This window comes from Williamwhitmania taraxaci, from assembly GCF_900096565.1.
GTDB classification, from domain to species: Bacteria; Bacteroidota; Bacteroidia; order Bacteroidales; family Williamwhitmaniaceae; genus Williamwhitmania; species Williamwhitmania taraxaci.
Genome location: NZ_FMYP01000020.1, coordinates 1 through 19,166, shown reverse-complemented (window position 1 = coordinate 19,166; position 19,166 = coordinate 1). Strand labels below are relative to the sequence as shown.

Genomic DNA, 19,166 nt, shown 5'->3' with positions numbered 1-19,166 from the left:
TTTTGTAATCGAAACGGCCCTTTTTTATAGGATTTGACTAAATGTAGTGTAATTAGGAAATAATTCTTGGGCCCCTATAAGGGGCTTTTCGAAAAGACCAAAAACGGAGGAGCCGCTTCCCGACATGGAAGCGTATATAGCTCCGTTGTTCAGTATTTCTTGTTTTAATTGGGCAACAACAGGGTGAGCCTGGAATACCGATTCCTCAAAGTCATTGGAAATTAATCCTTGCCAGCGATGCACTGGTTCTGCTATCAGACTTAGTAACGAGGTTTCGTGTTTTCTTGGTCTGACACAGGAATAGGCTTCTTTGGTGCTTACATGCACTCCCGGATTTACTAAAACCAGATGATACCCCTTGAGTGCTAATGATACAGGCTCTAAAATCTCACCCTTGCCCTGAGCAATGGCTGGGCGGTTGTCAATAAAGAAGGGGCAATCGCTTCCCAATAATCCTGCCATTTCCTTCAGTTTCCTTGTTGAAATGTTCGATTGAAATAGGGTAGTCAACATCTTCAAGGTAAATGCGGCATCGCTTGACCCGCCACCCAGTCCTGCGCCAAATGGAATTACTTTATGTAGATGAATGGAAACATTGCCACAACCAATATCCGCTTTAAACAGGTTGTATGCACGCATGCAAAGGTTCTCTTCTGCCGATGCGTCTACTACCAGTCCACTAAAAGAAATACTGGTAAAACTTGACGGGATTACCTCAATAATATCTCTTAAGCCAATCGGAATAAATATGGTTTCAATATTATGAAAGCCGTCGAGACGTTTCTCAACAACTCGTAGGCCAAGGTTTATTTTTGCATTGGGGAAGGCAATCATGGTATTTTTTCTCAAATGTAATATTTTGGAGTATATCTACCAACCGGTTCGTTCATTCAATGATCTGGCTCGATAAATGGTGATATATATCACCTTTGATAAATGGAAAATCCTGATGATTTTGTCGAAACCAGTGCGATTTCAGCCTATTTCAACACTTTGTAAAATATTAGAACACTATATTTAAAACGTTTGCGACTTGATTTTGTCCTTCGAATGTTGTATCTTGTCAATCCCCTGAATAATTAGGGTGATGTGATTTTTGCTTAGTGGATTTAATCGACAAATACATATAGGCCATGAAAAATGTTCCCAACCTGCTCCATCCAGAGGAAGTGCTCGCGATGTCTACTTTATTGCGCAAGCGTTTTGAGCGTGACAAAGCGGATTTTTTTCGGTTTTCAGATTGTTTTAATGTTGATTTCATTAAGCAACTTTCCGGCAGTATTGATGCAGCCCAAATGATGGCTGACGATAGACCAATAACAAATCGGCTGGAAAACCGAAATTCTGAAAAGCGGCTAGTCCTTGACAAACTTTCTGTTCATGTCTCCGATTTGTATGCACATATTTCCGAGAATGAACCCAGTACAAGTGCACATCTCGATTTAACGTTGTTAATAACCAGTATTAAGCAACGCAAAGTTGATGCAGTAATTACGCTCCTCCGGCGGCTGATTAGTAAGTTCGATAGCATGTCTGATGTTTCTCCCGAAGTGAGAAAATATGCAAGTGAAGTTTCTGTTCTCTTTGCTGATCTCACTTTTATTGAAATCGATACAATGAAACTCCAGCGGGAGAAGGAGTTGGTAGTTCGAGAGAACCAAACTTTAGTTAAGTCTTTGTGGCGAATGGTGGAGAGTATTTCCAACGCTGGGTTGTTGATTTATCGCCGATCGAACCCTAACAAGGCAAGAGAATACTCGCTTTCCGAGTTGAAGAGTAGTTTAAGCGAGGCTTCTCGTTCCTAATCAGTTGTTTTCTATTCTTGTTGGTTTTTTGATGGCCGTCGGAAACGACGGCCATTTTTTTTGCCGAAAAAGGATTTATCTTTCTACCTTCGCAAGGAAGGAATATGACTATGGCATTAAAGACAAATACCAGAAAACCAAAAGGAACCAGCGATGGTGAGAAGATGATTGCCTACGAAATGGGTAAAGTTCCCCCACAGGCAATCGATTTAGAAGAAGCAGTGCTTGGAGCAATAATGCTCGAGCGGGATGCCGTAATTACGGTAATGGATCTGCTTAAATCGGAGAGTTTTTACAAGGAAGCCCACCAAAAAATATTTCAAGCGGTTGCTAGTTTATCCACTCGACTAGAGCCTATTGATCTCTATACGGTAACGGAAGAGTTACGCAAGAATGGAGATCTTGATGAGGTTGGCGGACCGGTATACATTGCGCAACTTACCTCCAAGGTTGGTTCTGCAGCCCATATCGATTTTCACGCCAAGATTATCGCCCAAAAGTATATTCAACGGGAGCTTATCCGCATCTCTTCTGAGATTCAGAAGCGCTCTTTCGACGACGGCCCGGATGTAAGCGACCTGCTCGACTTTGCCGAGATGGAACTTTTTAAACTTGCTGAAGGAAACATCAAGAAAGAGGCTGCTCAAATCAATATTGTCGTGAAGGAGGCCTTAAAGATGCTTGAGGAAGCATCTAAACGGGAAGATGGATTAAGTGGTGTCCCTTCTGGCTTTACTGAGCTGGATCGATTAACCAACGGCTGGCAACCTTCCGACTTGCTTATTGTGGCGGCACGTCCGTCCATGGGTAAGACTGCCTTTGTGCTAAGTATGACCCGCAACATGGGTATTGATCATAAGCGTGGCGTGGCTTTTTTTTCACTTGAAATGTCATCGATACAGTTGGTAAATCGTCTCATCACGGGTGAGTCTGGCATTCCTTCGGAAAAACTTAGAACTGGGAGGTTAGATCCTCACGAGTGGACTCAGCTCGAGGTGAAAATTCGAGATTTAGTTGAAGCCCCTATTTTTATTGACGATACCCCATCTCTATCCATTTACGACTTTAGGGCCAAGTGTAGACGGTTAAAATCGCAGCACGACATTGGAATCGTAATTATCGACTACCTGCAGCTTATGACCGGGCCTATTGAAACCAAAGGTAATCGCGAGCAAGAGGTGTCCATGATCTCACGGTCGTTGAAAGCTATCGCAAAGGAGTTAAGCATTCCTATTATTGCGCTATCGCAGCTCAACCGTTCGGTGGAGACGCGAACAGGTTCAAAACGTCCTCAACTTTCCGACTTGCGTGAGTCGGGCGCTATTGAGCAAGATGCCGATATGGTTATGTTTATCCACCGCCCCGAGTATTATGGCTTCTTAGAAGATGAAGAGGGAAATTCACTGGTGGGGATGGCCGAAATTATCGTGGCCAAGCACCGTAATGGTGCTGTTGGTGATGTTCGGCTACGCTTTATTAAGGAACAAGCTAAATTTACCGATATAGAGGATTATAACCTAGTTCCATACACCAACGGTTTTGATTCACCATCTCAGGCTCCCTCAGCTGCTCTTCCCTCCGGAGCTATGACATTCCGTTCAAAAATGAATGACGATCATGACCCCATGGCGGGAGAGTTTAATATTGGGGCCAATACAGGGTTTAGCAATGAGGTGCCTTTTTAATGTGAATGGTGAACTGGCGTTAAGATAAAGATAGAATGATGTTGTTTGTTGTAATAACTTGTTATGTTGTGACTTCTATTGTTATTTGCTGAATTAATATCATAATGAAAGTAAGTTAGAAGATATGCTTCAACTCTAATAGGGATACAATCTCCCACGTAGGATGAAAGTTGTGCTTCTGTTTTTCCGGGTTGAAAAACACTTGCTTCATGCCAAAATTTGAAGCACCAACAATATCAATCTCAAGATCGTCGCCCACCATTATGCTGTTCTTTACTTTCGCTCCGGTCTTCTTAAGGGAGTATTCAAACGCTCCTGCTTCGGGTTTTTGATGACCAGCTTCTTCGGATGTTGTCATGTGCTGAATGAACGGTGTAATGCCTGCGTTATCTATCTTGAGACTCTGGGTTTCCAGAAAACCATTGGTGATAATGTGTAATCTGTAGTGCTTGCTCAAGTATAGTAGCGTTTCTATGGTTCCTGGAAAAAGATTGGTTTTTTGAGGACTTCTGGCAATATAGGCTTTATCGAACTGTTGTGCCAGCGCATTGTCAACTATACCTAGTTCTTTAAAGGTTAGTTGGAAACGTTTCCAGCGCAGCATCTCTTTTTTAATAGCACCTTTTTGGTATTCGCTCCAGAGTCGCTCGTTGTGCTTATGGTATATTTTTATGAACTCTTCGGCAGCCATATTGGTTCTTGAAGCTAGCAATTCGTAAAAAAGTTCTTCGAGGGTCTCGCGTGAGTTCATTTCGAAATCCCAAAGGGTTCTATCTAGATCAAAAAATATATGTCTTACAGTTAGTCTGTTGAGTAGTTTTTGTAGCATGTTTCTCTTTTTTGAGGAGCAAAGGTATGGGCTTTCGATGGAGTTTGCTGCATAATGGTTAAATTTGCACCAACGTAAATGCAAACAAATAGATAATGGCAGAAAAATTTTCCGATTTTGGCTTTGCAGCAGAAGTTCAGTCTGCGCTGGATTCAGTGGGTTTTGAACAACCAACCCCCATACAACAACAGGCCATTCCGGTGATTATGGAGGGAAAGGATTTGATTGCCTGCGCTCAAACAGGAACGGGAAAAACTGCTGCATTTGTTTTGCCGATCCTCGACAAGCTCGTGAAACGTACCGGTGAGTCGAAGGGAGTTAATACGCTCATACTAGTTCCTACCCGTGAGTTGGCCGTTCAAATTGATATGCAGTTGGAAGGATTCAGCTACTTCTGTCCAGTTTCGTCCCTCTCGGTATACGGTGGAGGAGATGGATCGGTATGGGAACAGCAGCGAACCGGCTTGAGCACTGGAGCCGACATCGTAGTTGCCACTCCGGGTCGCATGATGGCCCACATGGCTTTCCCATATGTAAATTTCGAGCACTTGGAACACCTTATCCTCGATGAGGCAGATAGAATGCTCGACATGGGATTCTATGAAGATATTATGGCTGTGGTAAAACAGCTTCCAGTAAAACGGCAAACGCTTCTCTTTTCGGCTACAATGCCCGATAAGATTCGGAAGCTTGCAAAGAAGATTCTGATTAAGCCGGAGGAGATAAACATTTCGGTTTCTAAACCTTCGGAAAATGTGCTTCAGGCCTGTTACCTCGTTGAGGATATGAAAAAACCTTCGTTGGTGAAGCGTTTGTTGGCCAACCGAGAGGCAATCAAGAGCGTGATTATTTTCTGCTCCACAAAGAGTAAGGTTAAGTTGCTCGAGCGTGAGTTGCGCGGGCTTGGAATGTCGGCCAAAGGCATTCATTCCGATTTGGAACAAAACGAGAGGGAAGAGGTATTGAGGTTGTTTCGCAGCCGTAGCTACCAAGTGTTAGTTGCTACCGACATTATTTCGCGAGGGATCGATATAGACCAGATTGATTTGGTGGTAAACTACGACGTCCCCCACGATTCAGAGGATTACGTCCACCGTATTGGACGGACCGCTCGTGCCGAGGCCGATGGTGTGGCTATTACCTTTGTGACAAAGTTGGAACAGCGGAACTTTAAAAAGATAGAGAGTTTTCTTGGACATCCAATTTACCAAATACCCCTACCTGCAGACCTGTAACGTGAACAAAAGCAGCTAATACACTGAAGATATTCTTCGATATTCCTACTGAAATTCTTTAATGCGATAGCAATAGAAAAGGCTGCCAATTGGCAGCCTTTCTTTATTCGTCCTCATCGGAATCGTTGCTATCGACCTCTTCCTCCCGCTTTGGCTTACCTGCCACCACCATCACAATTTCCCCTTTGGGTGCTTTCTTTTGGAAATGAAGCGCCAACTCGGGCAAGGTTCCCCTAACGGTTTCCTCAAACATCTTGGATATTTCGCGTGATACGGAACCCTTTCGAGTTTCTCCAAATGCGGCTGCAAGTTGGGTAAGGCTTTTTACCAAGCGGAATGGCGATTCGTAGAATATCATAGTTCTATCCTCCTCGGCCAGTTTCTCGATGCGCTTTTTTCGACCTTTCTTTTGGGGTAGAAATCCTTCGAAAACAAATCGGTCGCAAGGGAGCCCCGAGTTAACTAATGCTGGCACAAATGCAGTAGCACCAGGGAGACATTCAACTTCTATTCCTTGCTCGAGGCATGTCCTGACAAGCAAAAACCCTGGATCGGAAATTCCCGGTGTCCCTGCATCCGAAACGAGTACAACCATTTCCCCCGCAGCAATTCTATTTGCAACAAACTCGGCTGTCTGGTGCTCATTGAATTTATGGTGCGAATGCATTTTTCCTTCAATACCAAAATGCTTCAGCAAATGACCGGTTGTTCGGGTATCTTCGGCGAGGATCAAATTGGCCTCCTTTAATACGCGAAGCGCCCTTAGGGTAATATCTTCGAGGTTTCCAATAGGGGTTGGAACTAAAATAAGTTTTGCCATGGGCTATAATTACATAAATCTACGTTGAAGAATATCAATAAATTGGATGACAATGGGATCGTCGGCCTGCCAATCGAAATGCGCTCCAATGTGTATTAGGGCTTCTTCAATTGATCCCATTTGGTTAATGGTGATAATGGTGTTCTGAAAATGGGTATTGTCGTTATTAAAAAGTTCTCGGGTGTATTGAAATTTGTCGTTAATACCAAACGCTTTGGAGAGATCCTTAATCGGTTTTGCCTGCATTTTCGATGTTACATCTTGTCTATCTTTGTTTTCAGCCATAAAATCGCTCAGAAATCGCTTCCCTGATAAGAGTTTGTCACCAAGAATTTCTGTTTTTCTTGTGTGTTTATGCTCTTCTTCCTTAGTTATTTGTGGTTTGTTTGGCTCGACAACTGGATTCTTCCTTGTGTCTGATATCGTGATAATAGGCTCATCAACGGAACCATTCGACGACTGTTTGGGCTCGAGTGCTTGGGTTCTCTTTGCTATTAAAGGCTCCTCTGAGAGATTTTTTTTGTTTGCTTCGGTTGCAATGGTCGTATGAATAGTCTCCACTTTTTCGGGATAGATTGGTTGTGCTTTTCCTTGCGAGAAAAGCACTTTTTCGTAGCATAACTGCAACTTTCCGAGCAATATGGCAACCTCAATTGTCGGTTGATTTCCGGAGTGCTCCATCCTTTTGGCCACCGTGATGGCCTTCTCTAATTCTTCAATTACTTCAGTAAGGATAGTTTTTTGGCTCATCTGAAAAAAAATTAGTGTGCTTGTTGCTAGAAAATTTACTTTTGTAAAAGTAACTAATCTGCCTAAACTCTACGGGATGTTTTTGGAAAATTCAATTAGTAATGGTTGTCGGAGGGGATGGATTGAGGTCATTTGCGGCTCAATGTTTAGTGGAAAAACCGAGGAGTTGATCCGGCGGTTGAAACGCGCTAAGTTTGCAAATCAACGAGTTGAGATATTTAAGCCGCAATTAGACACTCGTTATTCCGAGTCGGAAGTTGTCTCGCATGATGCCAATTCTATTCACTCCACGCCAGTAACTTCTTCGGGTAATATCTCGCTGCTTGTTTCCGAGGTTGATGTTGTTGGAATTGACGAGGCTCAGTTTTTCGATCCTGGTATCGTGGATGTGTGTAATAATCTTGCAAGTCAAGGTATTAGAGTGATTGTTGCTGGGCTTGATATGGATTTCAGGGGAAACCCATTTGGTCCAATGCCTGCACTTATTGCTACAGCAGAGTATGTTACAAAGGTGCATGCCATTTGTATGCGCTGTGGAAATTTAGCACAATTTTCGCACCGAAAAACAGCTGGTGACAAGCTGGTAGTGTTAGGCGAAAAGGATACATACGAACCGCTCTGTCGAAGTTGCTTTGTAAATGTTACTGAGAAAAAGTAGATTATAAAAGATGGACGCAACTAAAATCACTGAAATAGCCAATGCTATTGGCGGAACTATTTACGGTGAAGCCAACCCATCGGTTGACTATGTTACTATTGATAGCCGTACTATAAACTCGGCTAAAGGGGCTCTTTTCTTTGCCATAAAAGGGACACACCAAGATGGGCATCGTTTTATTGCTAACCTATACGAGAAAGAGGTAAGAGCCTTTGTCGTTTCCGATATTCCTCACGATCTAGCAAAAATGGTGGGAGCGGTTTTTATTGTAGTTGAAGATACCCTCGATGCATTGCAGCGGTTGGCTGTGTGGTATCGTAAGCAATACCATATTCCTGTTATTGGAATTACCGGATCGAATGGAAAGACGATTGTCAAGGAGTGGTTATACCAGTTACTCCATGATGAGTTTCAGGTCGTTCGTAGTCCTCGCAGCTTCAATAGCCAAGTGGGTGTTCCTCTTTCTGTGCTCTTGCTTGAGCATAATGCACAACTGGCAATATTTGAGGCGGGAATTTCACTTTCCGGTGAAATGGAGCGCCTTCGGCCCATGATTGCCCCCGAAATAGGTATTATCACGAACTTGGGTCAAGCGCATCAGGAGAACTTCTCAACCATGGAGGAGAAGGTAAGGGAGAAGTTAATTTTATTTAAAAATTCAAAGGTTTTAATTTGTAGTGTCGATAACGATTTGGTATACAATGCAGCCTTAGCTGCGACAAAACTGACTGGTACACAGCTTTTCACTTGGTCTGAAAAGGGTGGAGAAGCCGATATTATTGTTGTTCGGAGGTCTTTAGGTAAAGGGGTTGAACTTCAAGTTACCTATGAAAAAAGACAACTTCAAATTCCCTTACCCTTTAGCGACGCCGCCTCCATCGAGAATTCCTTGCATTGCATTGCGCTACTGCTCTACCTTGGTCACGGCAATATTCTTGAACGTGGCTCAATGAGTAACTTGGCTCCAGTAGCCATGCGGATGGAACTGAAAGAGGCTGTAAACGGCAGTACGCTTATAAACGACAGCTACAATTCGGATATCAACTCTCTAACCATTGCCCTCGATTTCTTAAAGAACCAGGTGCAACACTCTGCTCGTACCCTCATTATTTCGGATATACTGCAAAGCGGTAAGGAAGAAGTTGCCCTTTATAGGGAGGTTTCTCGCCTAGCAGTCGCAAAAGGGGTCACTAAGGTAATAGGTATTGGCCCAGCTATATATAAGAACGAAAAACTATTTCCTCAACCAGCTGAGTTCTTCTTGACCACGGAGGCGTTTTTGGCCAGCGCCTCCAAGTCCGATTTTAGGGACGAGGCCATTCTGATAAAAGGTTCAAGAGATTTTGGGTTTGAGCGTATTTCTGCCTTTTTAGAGCGAAAGGTTCACACCACTGTTCTGGACATCAACCTCAATGCGATAATCCACAATCTCAACCATTTCAGGGGTCTACTCCACCCTGGAACGATGTTGATGGCCATGGTAAAGGCATTCTCCTACGGAAGTGGCTCATACGAAATTGCAAGCGTACTTCAGTTTCATCGGGTTAACTACCTTGCTGTTGCTTTTGCCGACGAAGGAGTTGCGCTACGTGAGGCAGGCATTACCATGCCCATCCTTGTTTTGAACCCCGAGGCTGGTAGCTTTGCAACAATGGTGGAGCATAAGCTGGAACCCGAAATATTTAACCTCACCTCCTTGACCGATTTCGCTCGCGAAGTTGAGCATTTGGGGATGCAGGACTATCCTATTCATATAAAGTTGGATACCGGGATGCATCGTCTTGGTTTCATTTCGGAACACCTTTCGGGTCTGATTACAGCCCTTAAATCTTCGCGTAGCATACTGGTAAAATCGGTTTTTGCCCATCTGGCTGGTGCGGATGAGGCCAAGCACGACGCATTTACCTTGGAACAGATTACAATATTTGAGAAGAACACCGCTCTTCTACGCCAAGAGTTGGGCTACGATTTCATCCGACACACCCTAAACTCTTCCGGTATTGAACGATTCCCTCAAGCTCAGTTCGATATGGTACGATTGGGTATTGGTCTCTACGGAATTAGCGCATTACCCAATAATCCATTGCGGGTTGTAAGCACGCTCAAAAGCACGATTGTTCAAATTAAAGATATTTCCCCAGACGAATCGGTGGGTTATGGGCGCAAGGGGCGGGTCGATAGGCCTTCCAGAATCGCCACCATACCTATTGGCTATGCTGATGGATTGAATCGGTTGCTCAGTAACGGCGTTGGTTCGTTCTTAATAAGAGGGCACCGGGTTCCCATTATTGGAAATATTTGTATGGACTTGTGCATGGTGGACATCACTGATGTAAAAGCAGAGGAGGGTGATGAGGTTATTATATTTGGGGAAACCCCGTCGATTACCGAAATGGCAGAAAAGTTAAATACTATCCCTTACGAAGTGCTCACTGGTATTTCACGGCGAGTGAAGCGAGTTTATTTTCAAGAATAACGATATGGAAGTAAAGATATCAGCGGTAATCCTTACCCTTAACGAGGAAAAAAATATTGAGCGATGCATAACCTCCGTTTTGGGTGTTGTCGATGATGTGGTTGTGGTTGATTCGTTCTCTACCGATCGGACTGAGGAGATTTGCTCGGCTATGGGAGTTCGGTTTGTAAAGCATAAGTTTGAGGGGTATGGTGCCCAAAAGGCATGGGCAATTCAGCAGGCTCTTTATCCTGTAATTCTATCCCTTGATGCAGATGAAGCATTGTCGGATGATTTACGCGCATCAGTTTTAGAGGCAAAGCATCATTGGGATGCAGATGGTTATTCATTCAATAGATTAACTAGTTATTGTGGCCAATGGATTAATCACTGCGGATGGTATCCTGATATTAAACTACGATTATGGGATAAGTATAAGGGTGATTGGTCCAGTGCGGTTGTGCACGAAAGTGTAGAAATGCAAGAAGGAGCTGTTGTTCGGCACTTAAAAGGTGATTTGCTTCATTATACAACAGAAAGTATACATCAGCATATGAGTGTATTATTGCAGTATGCAAGTATGTCTGCGATGAAGGCGCTCAAGGAGGGGAAAAGAAGTTCTTATTTTAAAATTTTGGTAAGCCCACGCGCCAAATTCGTTAAGTTGTATTTTATTAAGTTGGGGTTTCTGGATGGGTATTACGGATATGTAATTGCTAAAACGACTGCATTTTCTACTTATTTAAAGTATGTTTACATGTTGGATATACAGAGGCGAGAAATAAAAAATTAAATCAGAGTCCATCCAGTAAAATTAAATGTCTCTACTAATTATAACAAACCAATTTAGCATGAATTCAGAACAAGAAATTAAGTTTTCCATATTAATACCTTCATGGAATAACTTGCCGTATTTGAAAGTATGTATTGAAAGTATTCAAAAGAATTCGTTTTACAAGCATCAAATAATTGTACATGTAAACGACGGAAATGATGGAACGCTCGAATGGGTAAAAAGCATTGGGTTGAATTACTCCCATAGTAATGAGAATATAGGTATTTGTAAGGCTATGAATGAGGCTGCAGCACTGGCAAATACAGATTATATTCTTTATCTTAATGATGATATGTATGTTTGTCCCGATTGGGATAAGTGGATTTGGAATGAAGTTGTAGAGCAAGGGGATGAGTATTTCTACTTTTCTTCAACAATGATTGAACACTCTCAATCCTCTAGCAAATGCATCCTTTCGCCGTATGATTTTGGAAAGAGTGTACAAACCTTTCGCGAATCGGAACTGATAGCTGCATTGCCAAGCATTCCTTCTTCCGATTGGAATGGTGGAACTTGGCCTCCCAGTTTAATGCACCGAAAACTTTGGCATCTGATTGGTGGTTTTAGTATTGAGTTCTCTCCCGGAATGTATTCCGACCCCGATATCTCAATGAAGTTGTGGATGGCTGGTGTTCGTAATTTTAAAGGAATTGGAAAAAGTAAAGTGTATCATTTCATATCCAAAACTACCGGGAAAATTAAACGAAACAATGGAAGAGTTGAGTTTTTTAGAAAATGGGGAATTTCAAATTCTGCTTTTTATAGATTCTATCTTCAAATGGGAACGCCTGCATGTAAACTGGTTGAACCAAAGCATTCCTTTGCATTTCGAGTATCGAACTTCCGCGATAAACTTAAATTCATTGGTTACTCCATTAAAGGAGCGAAAAGTGTAATCGGATTGTAATAAGCTGTTTGTAAATTGAAGTTTTCAATTTTAACCCATATCGCTTATTCGTTCCAGCTTGTGGGCATCAAGGATCTTTACCTTTCGACCGTCGAGCGCAATTACGTTTTCCTGCGCAAAGCTCGACATCGTTCTAATGGCATTTGAGGTTGTCATGTTCGACAAGTTTGCGATGTCTTCTCGCGATAGGTATACTTTTAGTGTTGCACCATCATCTTCGTATCCATATGTATCCCGCAGGAAAATAAGCGATTCGGCAAGTCGGCCTCTGATGTGTTTTTGTGTGAGGGTTACCGTTCGATTATTGGAGAAGCCCAACTCTGTAGCTAACGATTTAAGAATGCTGAAGGTAAGCTGGTGATTATTGTGGAGTATGTCAAGCAGCACAGTTTTATCTATTACCGCTATTACGCAATCCTCAATGGCTTGGGCGGATGCAATATAATTTTCCTCTGCAAATAGGGCCCGGTACCCAATGATGCTTACCGGTTTTGCCATACGCACAATTTGCTCTCTACCACCAACACCTTCCTTAAAAAGTTTTATCTTTCCTTTGATAAGGCATACTAGGCCAGATGGCTTATCGCCTTCCTTGAAAATAATCTCATTTTTCTTATACTTCGAACTCGTGAAGGTCTCTTTTATTTTCTCTTTCTCAGGATCAGTAAGTTCCTGAAAGAGAGAGTATATTGATTCGAGGCAAACATTAGGATCTATATCGGAGTGTGCCATGTTTACTTAGGTAATTGTGTTTTACTCGTACAAAGGTATGCAATATTTTAAAATAAAAATGTTTTTTAGCATGATTCCTAACGTCTACATCGAGCACTTAGGAGCACTGTATCTTCTTGACCACATCTTTTAGATACATATCCCTCAATTGAGTATCACCTAAAAATACATGCATTCGTTGCGGGTTCTCTTACTCGTTAAAACATTACTCCTACACGAATTGAAACACCACTACTAATTGCATTGAAGTCAGACGATTTTAACACATCAATTACACCATTGGAGTATGTAACGCCGAGTTGTAAGGCTGCGCTACCACCCAACGAGTATTCTGCGCCAGCACCAATTTGATAGCTTGCTGTATATAGGTTAATTTCATCGCGTACATTCTCGCCCGATACATTCTGAGCGTCAATGTCTGCTTTAGCGCGAATTAGTACGTGGTTAGTTACTCCAACATGTGCATAGTAGGTTAAGTAACCTATCTCGTTGGTGCAGAACTTGAGGCCAAGTGGAATGCTTAAATACTGCAGTTTATAGAGTACGCCAGTTCCGGGTGTCAACACCTTATCGCCATCGCTTGTGTGGATAGTTGTGGCTACATTGTAGTTAAGTTGTCCGCCAACACCGTTCATGGAGATTCCAGTTAAAAAAGCATAACGCTTGGCAAAATATTTCTCTAAGGCCATTCCAACGTTAAAGTTGGTTCTTGTTCCATTTGATTCTAGATTTTTGCTGTCCGTCTTTAACCAGAAGAACTGTGGATCTGCAAATATTCCGAATCGGTACTCCTGACCAAACGCACTTAACCCAACCATTGTAAGGAGTGCAATAAAATATATCTTTTTCATAGCAAAATATTTTTTAAACGACCTAGTAAATTACACATGAGCGTTATCTCTCAGTGTCTTAACGAAATGTTTATTCTGAGTTCAAAACTACGCCAGATTAAGTGATTAACCAAAAATAGTTTGTGTTTTATTGCATTTATTACGGTAACGTTAATATTTCACTCCTGTTTGGCTGTGTTACCATTAGCGATGATCCCGATAACTCATCTCATCGCTGCATTTTTTAAGGCCATTTAACAAAATATGTGACACATGATAATCTTAATCGGCTTACCTTTGAAGTGAAAAAGAAAACAATTGAAACTATGTATCGTTATTTAACCATTGCGCTTTTCTCCATTTTGTTTATCTCCTGCAGTAACGAACAGCCTAGGCTTGTTATTTCACCAAAGGTTGCATTGACGGTGAAAATTGATCGATTCGACCGCGATTTCTTTGCCATGAATCCCGACAGCCTTTATATGGATCTTCTCCCATTAGAGGCTAAGTATGGCAATTTCTTGTCGCTGTACACCTATAAAATGGTTGGGTTAGGAAGTCCTAACCAAAAGCAATTTGGGGGAATGATGCAGCGTTTTGTTAACGATTATGTTGTGAGTAAGGGTTATGCCGACGTTCAGAGGGTTTTCCCAAATTTGGATGAACAAGAGAAGCAGCTCTCCAGCGCATTTAGCAAGTATCGTGAAACTTTCCCCCAAAAAACTATTCCACGCGTGATTAGTTTTATAGCAGGATTCAATCAATCTATCGTCATTACCGATTCGGTTTTGGCTATTGGCCTCGATAAGTATTTGGGACGCGACAATAGAATCTATTCGGAACTCAGCTTTCCTCGCTATTTAGTTTACAACTATGAGCCAAATCGGATTCCATCCGATGCCATTCGCGGTTGGACAACAGGAGAGTTTTCTTTTTCCGATTCGGTGAACAACCTCATCTCGCGCGTGGTGTATGAGGGAACCATTATTTACCTGGCAGCCCAACTTTTGCCAGAAGTTGCCGATAGTATTGTTTTGGGTCTTACTCCTCAGCAAATGAACTGGTGCCAAAATAACGAAAAGTCTATGTGGACCGCAATGATGGAGAAGAAAATGCTTTTTTCTACCGATCACCTGCTCATTAGTAGATTAGTCAAAGAAGCACCATTTACAAATGAGTTCTCGCCCGAATCACCAGGAAGAGCCGCTGTTTGGCTTGGTTATAGAATCGTTTCCAGCTATATGAAGCAGAACCCAAGCACTACTTTATACAAGTTGATGAATAGGCGAGACTATGAAGAGATCTTTCGGCAGGCTAAATACCGACCTCAGTAGATTAATAATTAAAACTTACTATAATGACTGATATTGAAATTGCAAAGGGAATCAATCTAAAACCTATTGGCGAAATAGCCGATTCGTTTGGTGTTTCACGCGATGAGTTGGAACTTTATGGTAAGTATAAGGCCAAGCTCCCTCTCCATCTTATCGACGAGGAAAAGGTTCATCGTGCTAAACTTATTTTAGTTTCAGCAATCTCGCCAACGCCTGCTGGCGAGGGAAAAACAACAATTTCCATAGGTCTTTCGCAGGGGTTAAACCGTATTGGCAAGAAGGCGACTGTGGTGCTACGCGAGCCCTCACTAGGCCCTGTCTTTGGCATTAAGGGCGGAGCAACTGGAGGCGGATATAGCCAAGTTTTGCCCATGGAGGATATAAACTTGCACTTTACTGGTGATTTTGCCGCCATCGAAAAGGCCCACAATCTATTGGCTGCAATTATTGCCAATAATATACAGAGCAAAAAGAACAATATAGGGCTTGATCCACGGACCATTACCTGGAAGCGCGTAATGGACATGAACGATCGATCGCTCCGTAACATTATTGTGGGTTTGGGCGGGTCTTCATCGGGTATTCCGCGTGAATCGGGGTTCGATATTACAGCAGCCTCAGAGGTGATGGCTATTCTTTGCCTGGCATCGGGACTCAATGATTTAAAGGAACGGCTTGGTAATATTTTTATAGGCTTCACCTTCGATAAAAAAGCGATTTATGCGCGCGATTTAAAAGCTAATGGAGCAATGGCGGTACTGCTCAAGGATGCCATAAAGCCAAATCTGGTTCAAACAGCCGAAGGCACTCCGGCCATTATTCACGGAGGTCCATTTGCCAATATTGCTCAAGGTACCAATTCTGTGCTTGCCACAAAAATGGGGTTATCCTACTCGGAATATGTGGTTACTGAAGCAGGTTTTGGCTTTGATTTGGGTGCCGAGAAATTTTTGGACATTAAGTGCTTATCCTCCGGGTTGAGCCCTCATGCAGTTGTGCTTGTTGCCACAATCCGCGCTCTAAAGTACCATGGAAAAATGCCGTTGGCTGATCTTAAACAGCCCAACCTCGAAGCCTTGAAGGCGGGTTTTGTCAACTTGGAAAAGCATATTGAGAATATAAAGTTGTTCAATATTTGTTCCGTTGTGGCTATCAATCGATTTGTATCCGACACTGATGAGGAGGTTGATTTCCTCGTAGATTATTGTAAGCACAAGGGTATTCAGGTTTCTGTTGCCGATGTTTGGGCTAAGGGCGGTGAGGGTGCTATTGATCTTGCCACCAAGGTAGTAAAAACGGTAGAATTGTGTAACTCTCGATTTATTCCACTCTATGATTGGGAGTGGACCGTAGAGAAGAAGATTGAGACCATTGCCAAAAAGATATATGGAGCCGAGGCTGTGGATTATACGAGTAAAGCCAAGGCTAGTCTTAGAAAGGTCTATAGCCTTGGGCTTGATAAGTTGCCCATTTGCATGGCAAAAACACAGAAGTCACTCTCCGATAACCCGGAGTTACTCGGTCGTCCTAAGGATTTTATCATTACCGTTCGGGATATTGAAATAGCTGCCGGTGCCGGATTTATTATCCCAATCACTGGTGATATTATGCGTATGCCGGGGTTACCTGAGTTTCCCGCATCTGAGAGTATCGATATTGATAACGATGGCAATATTATCGGTCTGTTTTAACTATCGCAATATGGAACTATGAATAAAAGGGGACAAGTAGGTCCTCTTTTATTCCTGTTTTCGTAACGTAGGTGAGTTTAATATCTATGCTGAGCAATTAGGCTATTGCTCTTGCTTAGCATTACTACCAAGGTTTTTTGCAGAAAATATTATATTTGAGAATGCAATAGAGTGCTCTAAATCCGTCTTTCCAACTTATTTTCTTTCCCTCTTCATACGTCCTACCGTAGTATGAAATACCAACTTCGTAAACGCGTATGTTTGGAACACGACTTATTTTTGCTGTTACTTCCGGTTCAAAACCAAAACGATTCTCCTGCAACTTAATCTTCTGAATTATTTCAGTTCTAAATAGTTTATAGCAGGTTTCCATATCGCTAAGGTTCATGTTTGTGAACATATTCGATATAAATGTCAGAAATCGGTTGCCCATTGTATGGAAGAAAAAGAGAATGCGGTGTGGTTTACCACCTTGAAATCTTGATCCATATACGACATCTGCATGTCCTTCGACCACGGGTCTTAAAAGAAGGTTGTATTCGGTTGGATCGTATTCTAAATCGGCATCCTGAATAATTAGATATTCGCCTGTGGCTTTTTGAATTCCGGTATGTAAAGCAGCTCCTTTGCCTTTATTAACTTCGTGTTTATAGTAATGTATGATGAACTCAGGATTTTGTTTTTGATAATCTAGTATGGCTTCTTCTGTATGATCTGAAGAACAGTCGTTTACGATAATTACTTCTTTTTGTATATCATTAATTAACTGAACTGTTTTAACCTTATTAAGTATTCGATGTATAGTGTTTCCCTCATTGTATGCGGGAATAACAATTGAGAGTTTTCTAACGTACATGCTGTGTTTTTATTATTTGTTAACTTATATTTGTATGTTATCTGATACTTTGAATAATGGCGAAATATAAGGGGATAAAAGTAGAAAGATATGAGTTAATCTCAAAAACATTCAGTTTTATTTTTAAAACTCGGTTTCTTGGGATAATTTGTTTGTTCGGATTGGTTGTCTTTCTTGGCTCCATGTGGAACAGGTATATATACATTGATGATGCTTTTTTTGGGGAGCAAGCCTATTATCTCGCAAAGGAAGGTGTGGTGAAAATTCCATGCCTAATTAATTTTCTTGGCTGCGACATTCAGCTCTTCTCTTACCATAAACTTAATATTTTTGTAGGTGCTGGTTTGATTAAGCTCTTTGGCTGGTCTATTATACCATTGAGATCAGTTACTGTCCTTTTTATGGGTGCATTGTTCTATGTGACGTGGCTGTATTTTAAGAATATTAAACCTGATTCTTCGAATAAGCATTTTGTGATTGCTGCGTTTGTTTTGTTTGTCAATCCTTTAATACTTCTGTATGGGTATACTTTTAGACCAGAAATTTGGGTAACTTTCTTTGGATTCAGTTCGTTCCTCCTTATTGATAATTGTATAAGGACGAAGAGCCACATTGCAATGGTTGCTCTTTCCGGTGTATGTGCGGGTTTCGCTTTTCTAACTCATCTCAACGGATTAATATTTCCTGTTGCAGGCTTCATACTGCTTATTGTTTATCGAAAATATCGCGAAGTTCTTCTTTTTTCTGTGGTCACAGTTATTGTGTCTGCATTTTACTTCTGGGACTTATGGCAACCTGGACACTTCCAAGCATGGATGTATCAGCTAACGAATTGGCCCGACAACAACACTACAAATTACACATCAATTGGGATTGTTGGCCTACTCAAAAATGTTGTATTAAAGCTGTTGAGCGAGCATCAGCGTTTTTTCTGGAGTTATAAGGTTTGGAGCGTTTCGTTGTTGTTTTTCACTGCGTTAATATTCAATTTCCAATTCTTTCTTAAAGAATATCGATCTTTACTAATTTACACAATTACGCTGATTATAGTTCTTAATGTTGCAGGAAGTCAAATCGCGGAGAGATACTTGATCTATCTGTTACCATTTATGGCTATTATTATTTCTATTGGAATCCATCGCTTGTTTGAGAAATGGAGGAGTGGTCTCGGCGTTATATATCTACTGCTGGTTATTGCACACATAAGTTTCTTTGCAGTAATGGCAATAGATATCTTTAAGCGTAATGACAATTACCAACTTAAGCACGAAGCTGTTTTTTCAAGAATTCCAGATCGGACACAGAAGATACTCGTTCCTTATCAGTTTGTGTTTGACGGACTCGACAATTATAATTTAGCAGTATATAAGGGGTTTGAGTATCATGAAAGTGCAATTGGTCGAAAATTAACCCAGCAAGAATTTTTTTCCAGAGCGGATAGTCTTGGTATTCGCTATATTGTATTTCCAAAAGACGACCTCAATAACGAAAAGACCTCCCTGTCCTGTATCGATGGTAAAGAGATTGAACCATCACTGTTCTATACCTTCTTTTATCAAGATAGCAATGCTTTGATTCTTGAGCATACCTTATATCCGCAACATAAAAGCATAAAATAATCGGGAACCCCTGTAATAATAATCATCACAAGGCTTTCCCGATTAAAATATTTTCACCTACTTAGGTGAAAACATCGTAGCGGATGAAAATTACATATTCTAGCGACACCATCAACTCTTTTGGC

The 19,166-nt window shown here is 41.7% G+C and carries 17 protein-coding genes; 10 read left to right on the top strand and 7 right to left on the bottom strand.

The features are described 5' to 3' along the window. Positions 1–24 precede the first annotated feature (24 nt). The gene (gene ispE, locus BLS65_RS06985) at positions 25–849 is read right to left on the bottom strand and encodes a 4-(cytidine 5'-diphospho)-2-C-methyl-D-erythritol kinase (RefSeq protein WP_317039059.1); all 825 of its coding nucleotides are present in this window, start codon (positions 847–849) and stop codon (positions 25–27) included. 284 nt (positions 850–1,133) lie between these two features. Here ispE and BLS65_RS06980 point away from each other — a divergent pair, with 284 nt between their 5' ends. After that, complete coding sequence (locus BLS65_RS06980; protein ID WP_092437337.1) at positions 1,134–1,805, top strand: hypothetical protein; 672 nt, start codon at positions 1,134–1,136, stop codon at positions 1,803–1,805. 110 nt (positions 1,806–1,915) lie between these two features. After that, positions 1,916–3,490, top strand: coding sequence for a replicative DNA helicase (gene dnaB, locus BLS65_RS06975; RefSeq protein WP_394331455.1), 1,575 nt, complete (start codon positions 1,916–1,918; stop codon positions 3,488–3,490). A gap of 115 nt (positions 3,491–3,605) precedes the next feature. Here the strand turns inward: dnaB and BLS65_RS06970 are convergent, their stop codons facing one another. Then, complete coding sequence (locus BLS65_RS06970; RefSeq protein ID WP_092437335.1) at positions 3,606–4,319, bottom strand: YjjG family noncanonical pyrimidine nucleotidase; 714 nt, start codon at positions 4,317–4,319, stop codon at positions 3,606–3,608. A gap of 95 nt (positions 4,320–4,414) precedes the next feature. Between BLS65_RS06970 and BLS65_RS06965 the strand changes: the two genes are divergently transcribed. After that, positions 4,415–5,554, top strand: coding sequence for a DEAD/DEAH box helicase (locus BLS65_RS06965; RefSeq protein WP_092437333.1), 1,140 nt, complete (start codon positions 4,415–4,417; stop codon positions 5,552–5,554). 103 nt (positions 5,555–5,657) lie between these two features. On the opposite strand, the gene rsmI is transcribed toward BLS65_RS06965, so the two are convergent. Both rsmI and BLS65_RS06955 read right to left on the bottom strand, forming a co-directional pair. Continuing rightward, positions 5,658–6,374, bottom strand: a complete 717-nt coding sequence (gene rsmI, locus BLS65_RS06960; RefSeq protein ID WP_092437331.1) for a 16S rRNA (cytidine(1402)-2'-O)-methyltransferase — start codon at positions 6,372–6,374, stop codon at positions 5,658–5,660. Positions 6,375–6,383: 9 nt separating this feature from the next. Continuing rightward, positions 6,384–7,124 carry a hypothetical protein gene (locus tag BLS65_RS06955; protein WP_092437329.1) on the bottom strand — a complete coding sequence of 247 codons (741 nt, stop codon included), beginning with the start codon at positions 7,122–7,124 and terminating at the stop codon, positions 6,384–6,386. A gap of 76 nt (positions 7,125–7,200) precedes the next feature. Here BLS65_RS06955 and BLS65_RS06950 point away from each other — a divergent pair, with 76 nt between their 5' ends. From BLS65_RS06950 to BLS65_RS06935, 4 genes are read left to right on the top strand one after another with little or no spacing between them, the layout of a single operon-like run. Continuing rightward, the gene (locus BLS65_RS06950) at positions 7,201–7,782 is read left to right on the top strand and encodes a thymidine kinase (RefSeq protein WP_092437327.1); all 582 of its coding nucleotides are present in this window, start codon (positions 7,201–7,203) and stop codon (positions 7,780–7,782) included. Between the two features lie 10 nt (positions 7,783–7,792). Then, positions 7,793–10,258 (top strand): bifunctional UDP-N-acetylmuramoyl-tripeptide:D-alanyl-D-alanine ligase/alanine racemase, encoded by a 2,466-nt coding sequence (locus tag BLS65_RS06945; protein ID WP_092437325.1) that lies wholly within the window; start codon positions 7,793–7,795, stop codon positions 10,256–10,258. Between the two features lie 4 nt (positions 10,259–10,262). Continuing rightward, positions 10,263–11,030 (top strand): glycosyltransferase family 2 protein, encoded by a 768-nt coding sequence (locus tag BLS65_RS06940; RefSeq protein ID WP_092437323.1) that lies wholly within the window; start codon positions 10,263–10,265, stop codon positions 11,028–11,030. 58 nt (positions 11,031–11,088) lie between these two features. Then, on the top strand, positions 11,089–11,979 hold the full coding sequence (locus BLS65_RS06935; protein WP_092437404.1) for a glycosyltransferase family 2 protein: 891 nt from the start codon (positions 11,089–11,091) through the stop codon (positions 11,977–11,979). A gap of 30 nt (positions 11,980–12,009) precedes the next feature. Here BLS65_RS06935 and BLS65_RS06930 read toward each other — a convergent pair whose 3' ends face one another. Both BLS65_RS06930 and BLS65_RS06925 read right to left on the bottom strand, forming a co-directional pair. Beyond that, positions 12,010–12,711, bottom strand: a complete 702-nt coding sequence (locus BLS65_RS06930) for a Crp/Fnr family transcriptional regulator (RefSeq protein WP_092437321.1) — start codon at positions 12,709–12,711, stop codon at positions 12,010–12,012. 197 nt (positions 12,712–12,908) lie between these two features. Then, positions 12,909–13,562, bottom strand: coding sequence for a porin family protein (locus BLS65_RS06925; RefSeq protein ID WP_092437319.1), 654 nt, complete (start codon positions 13,560–13,562; stop codon positions 12,909–12,911). A gap of 305 nt (positions 13,563–13,867) precedes the next feature. On the opposite strand from BLS65_RS06925, the gene gldB reads away from it, so the two are divergent. Together gldB and BLS65_RS06915 are read left to right on the top strand one after the other, a co-directional pair. Beyond that, positions 13,868–14,875, top strand: coding sequence for a gliding motility lipoprotein GldB (gene gldB, locus BLS65_RS06920; protein WP_125869796.1), 1,008 nt, complete (start codon positions 13,868–13,870; stop codon positions 14,873–14,875). A gap of 20 nt (positions 14,876–14,895) precedes the next feature. Then, positions 14,896–16,566 (top strand): formate--tetrahydrofolate ligase, encoded by a 1,671-nt coding sequence (locus BLS65_RS06915; protein WP_092437315.1) that lies wholly within the window; start codon positions 14,896–14,898, stop codon positions 16,564–16,566. 124 nt (positions 16,567–16,690) lie between these two features. On the opposite strand, the gene BLS65_RS06910 is transcribed toward BLS65_RS06915, so the two are convergent. After that, entirely contained in the window at positions 16,691–17,422 is a 732-nt protein-coding gene (locus tag BLS65_RS06910; RefSeq protein WP_092437313.1) for a glycosyltransferase family 2 protein, read from the bottom strand. 56 nt (positions 17,423–17,478) lie between these two features. Here BLS65_RS06910 and BLS65_RS06905 point away from each other — a divergent pair, with 56 nt between their 5' ends. Beyond that, positions 17,479–19,041, top strand: coding sequence for an ArnT family glycosyltransferase (locus tag BLS65_RS06905; RefSeq protein WP_092437311.1), 1,563 nt, complete (start codon positions 17,479–17,481; stop codon positions 19,039–19,041). Positions 19,042–19,166: the final 125 nt, after the last annotated feature.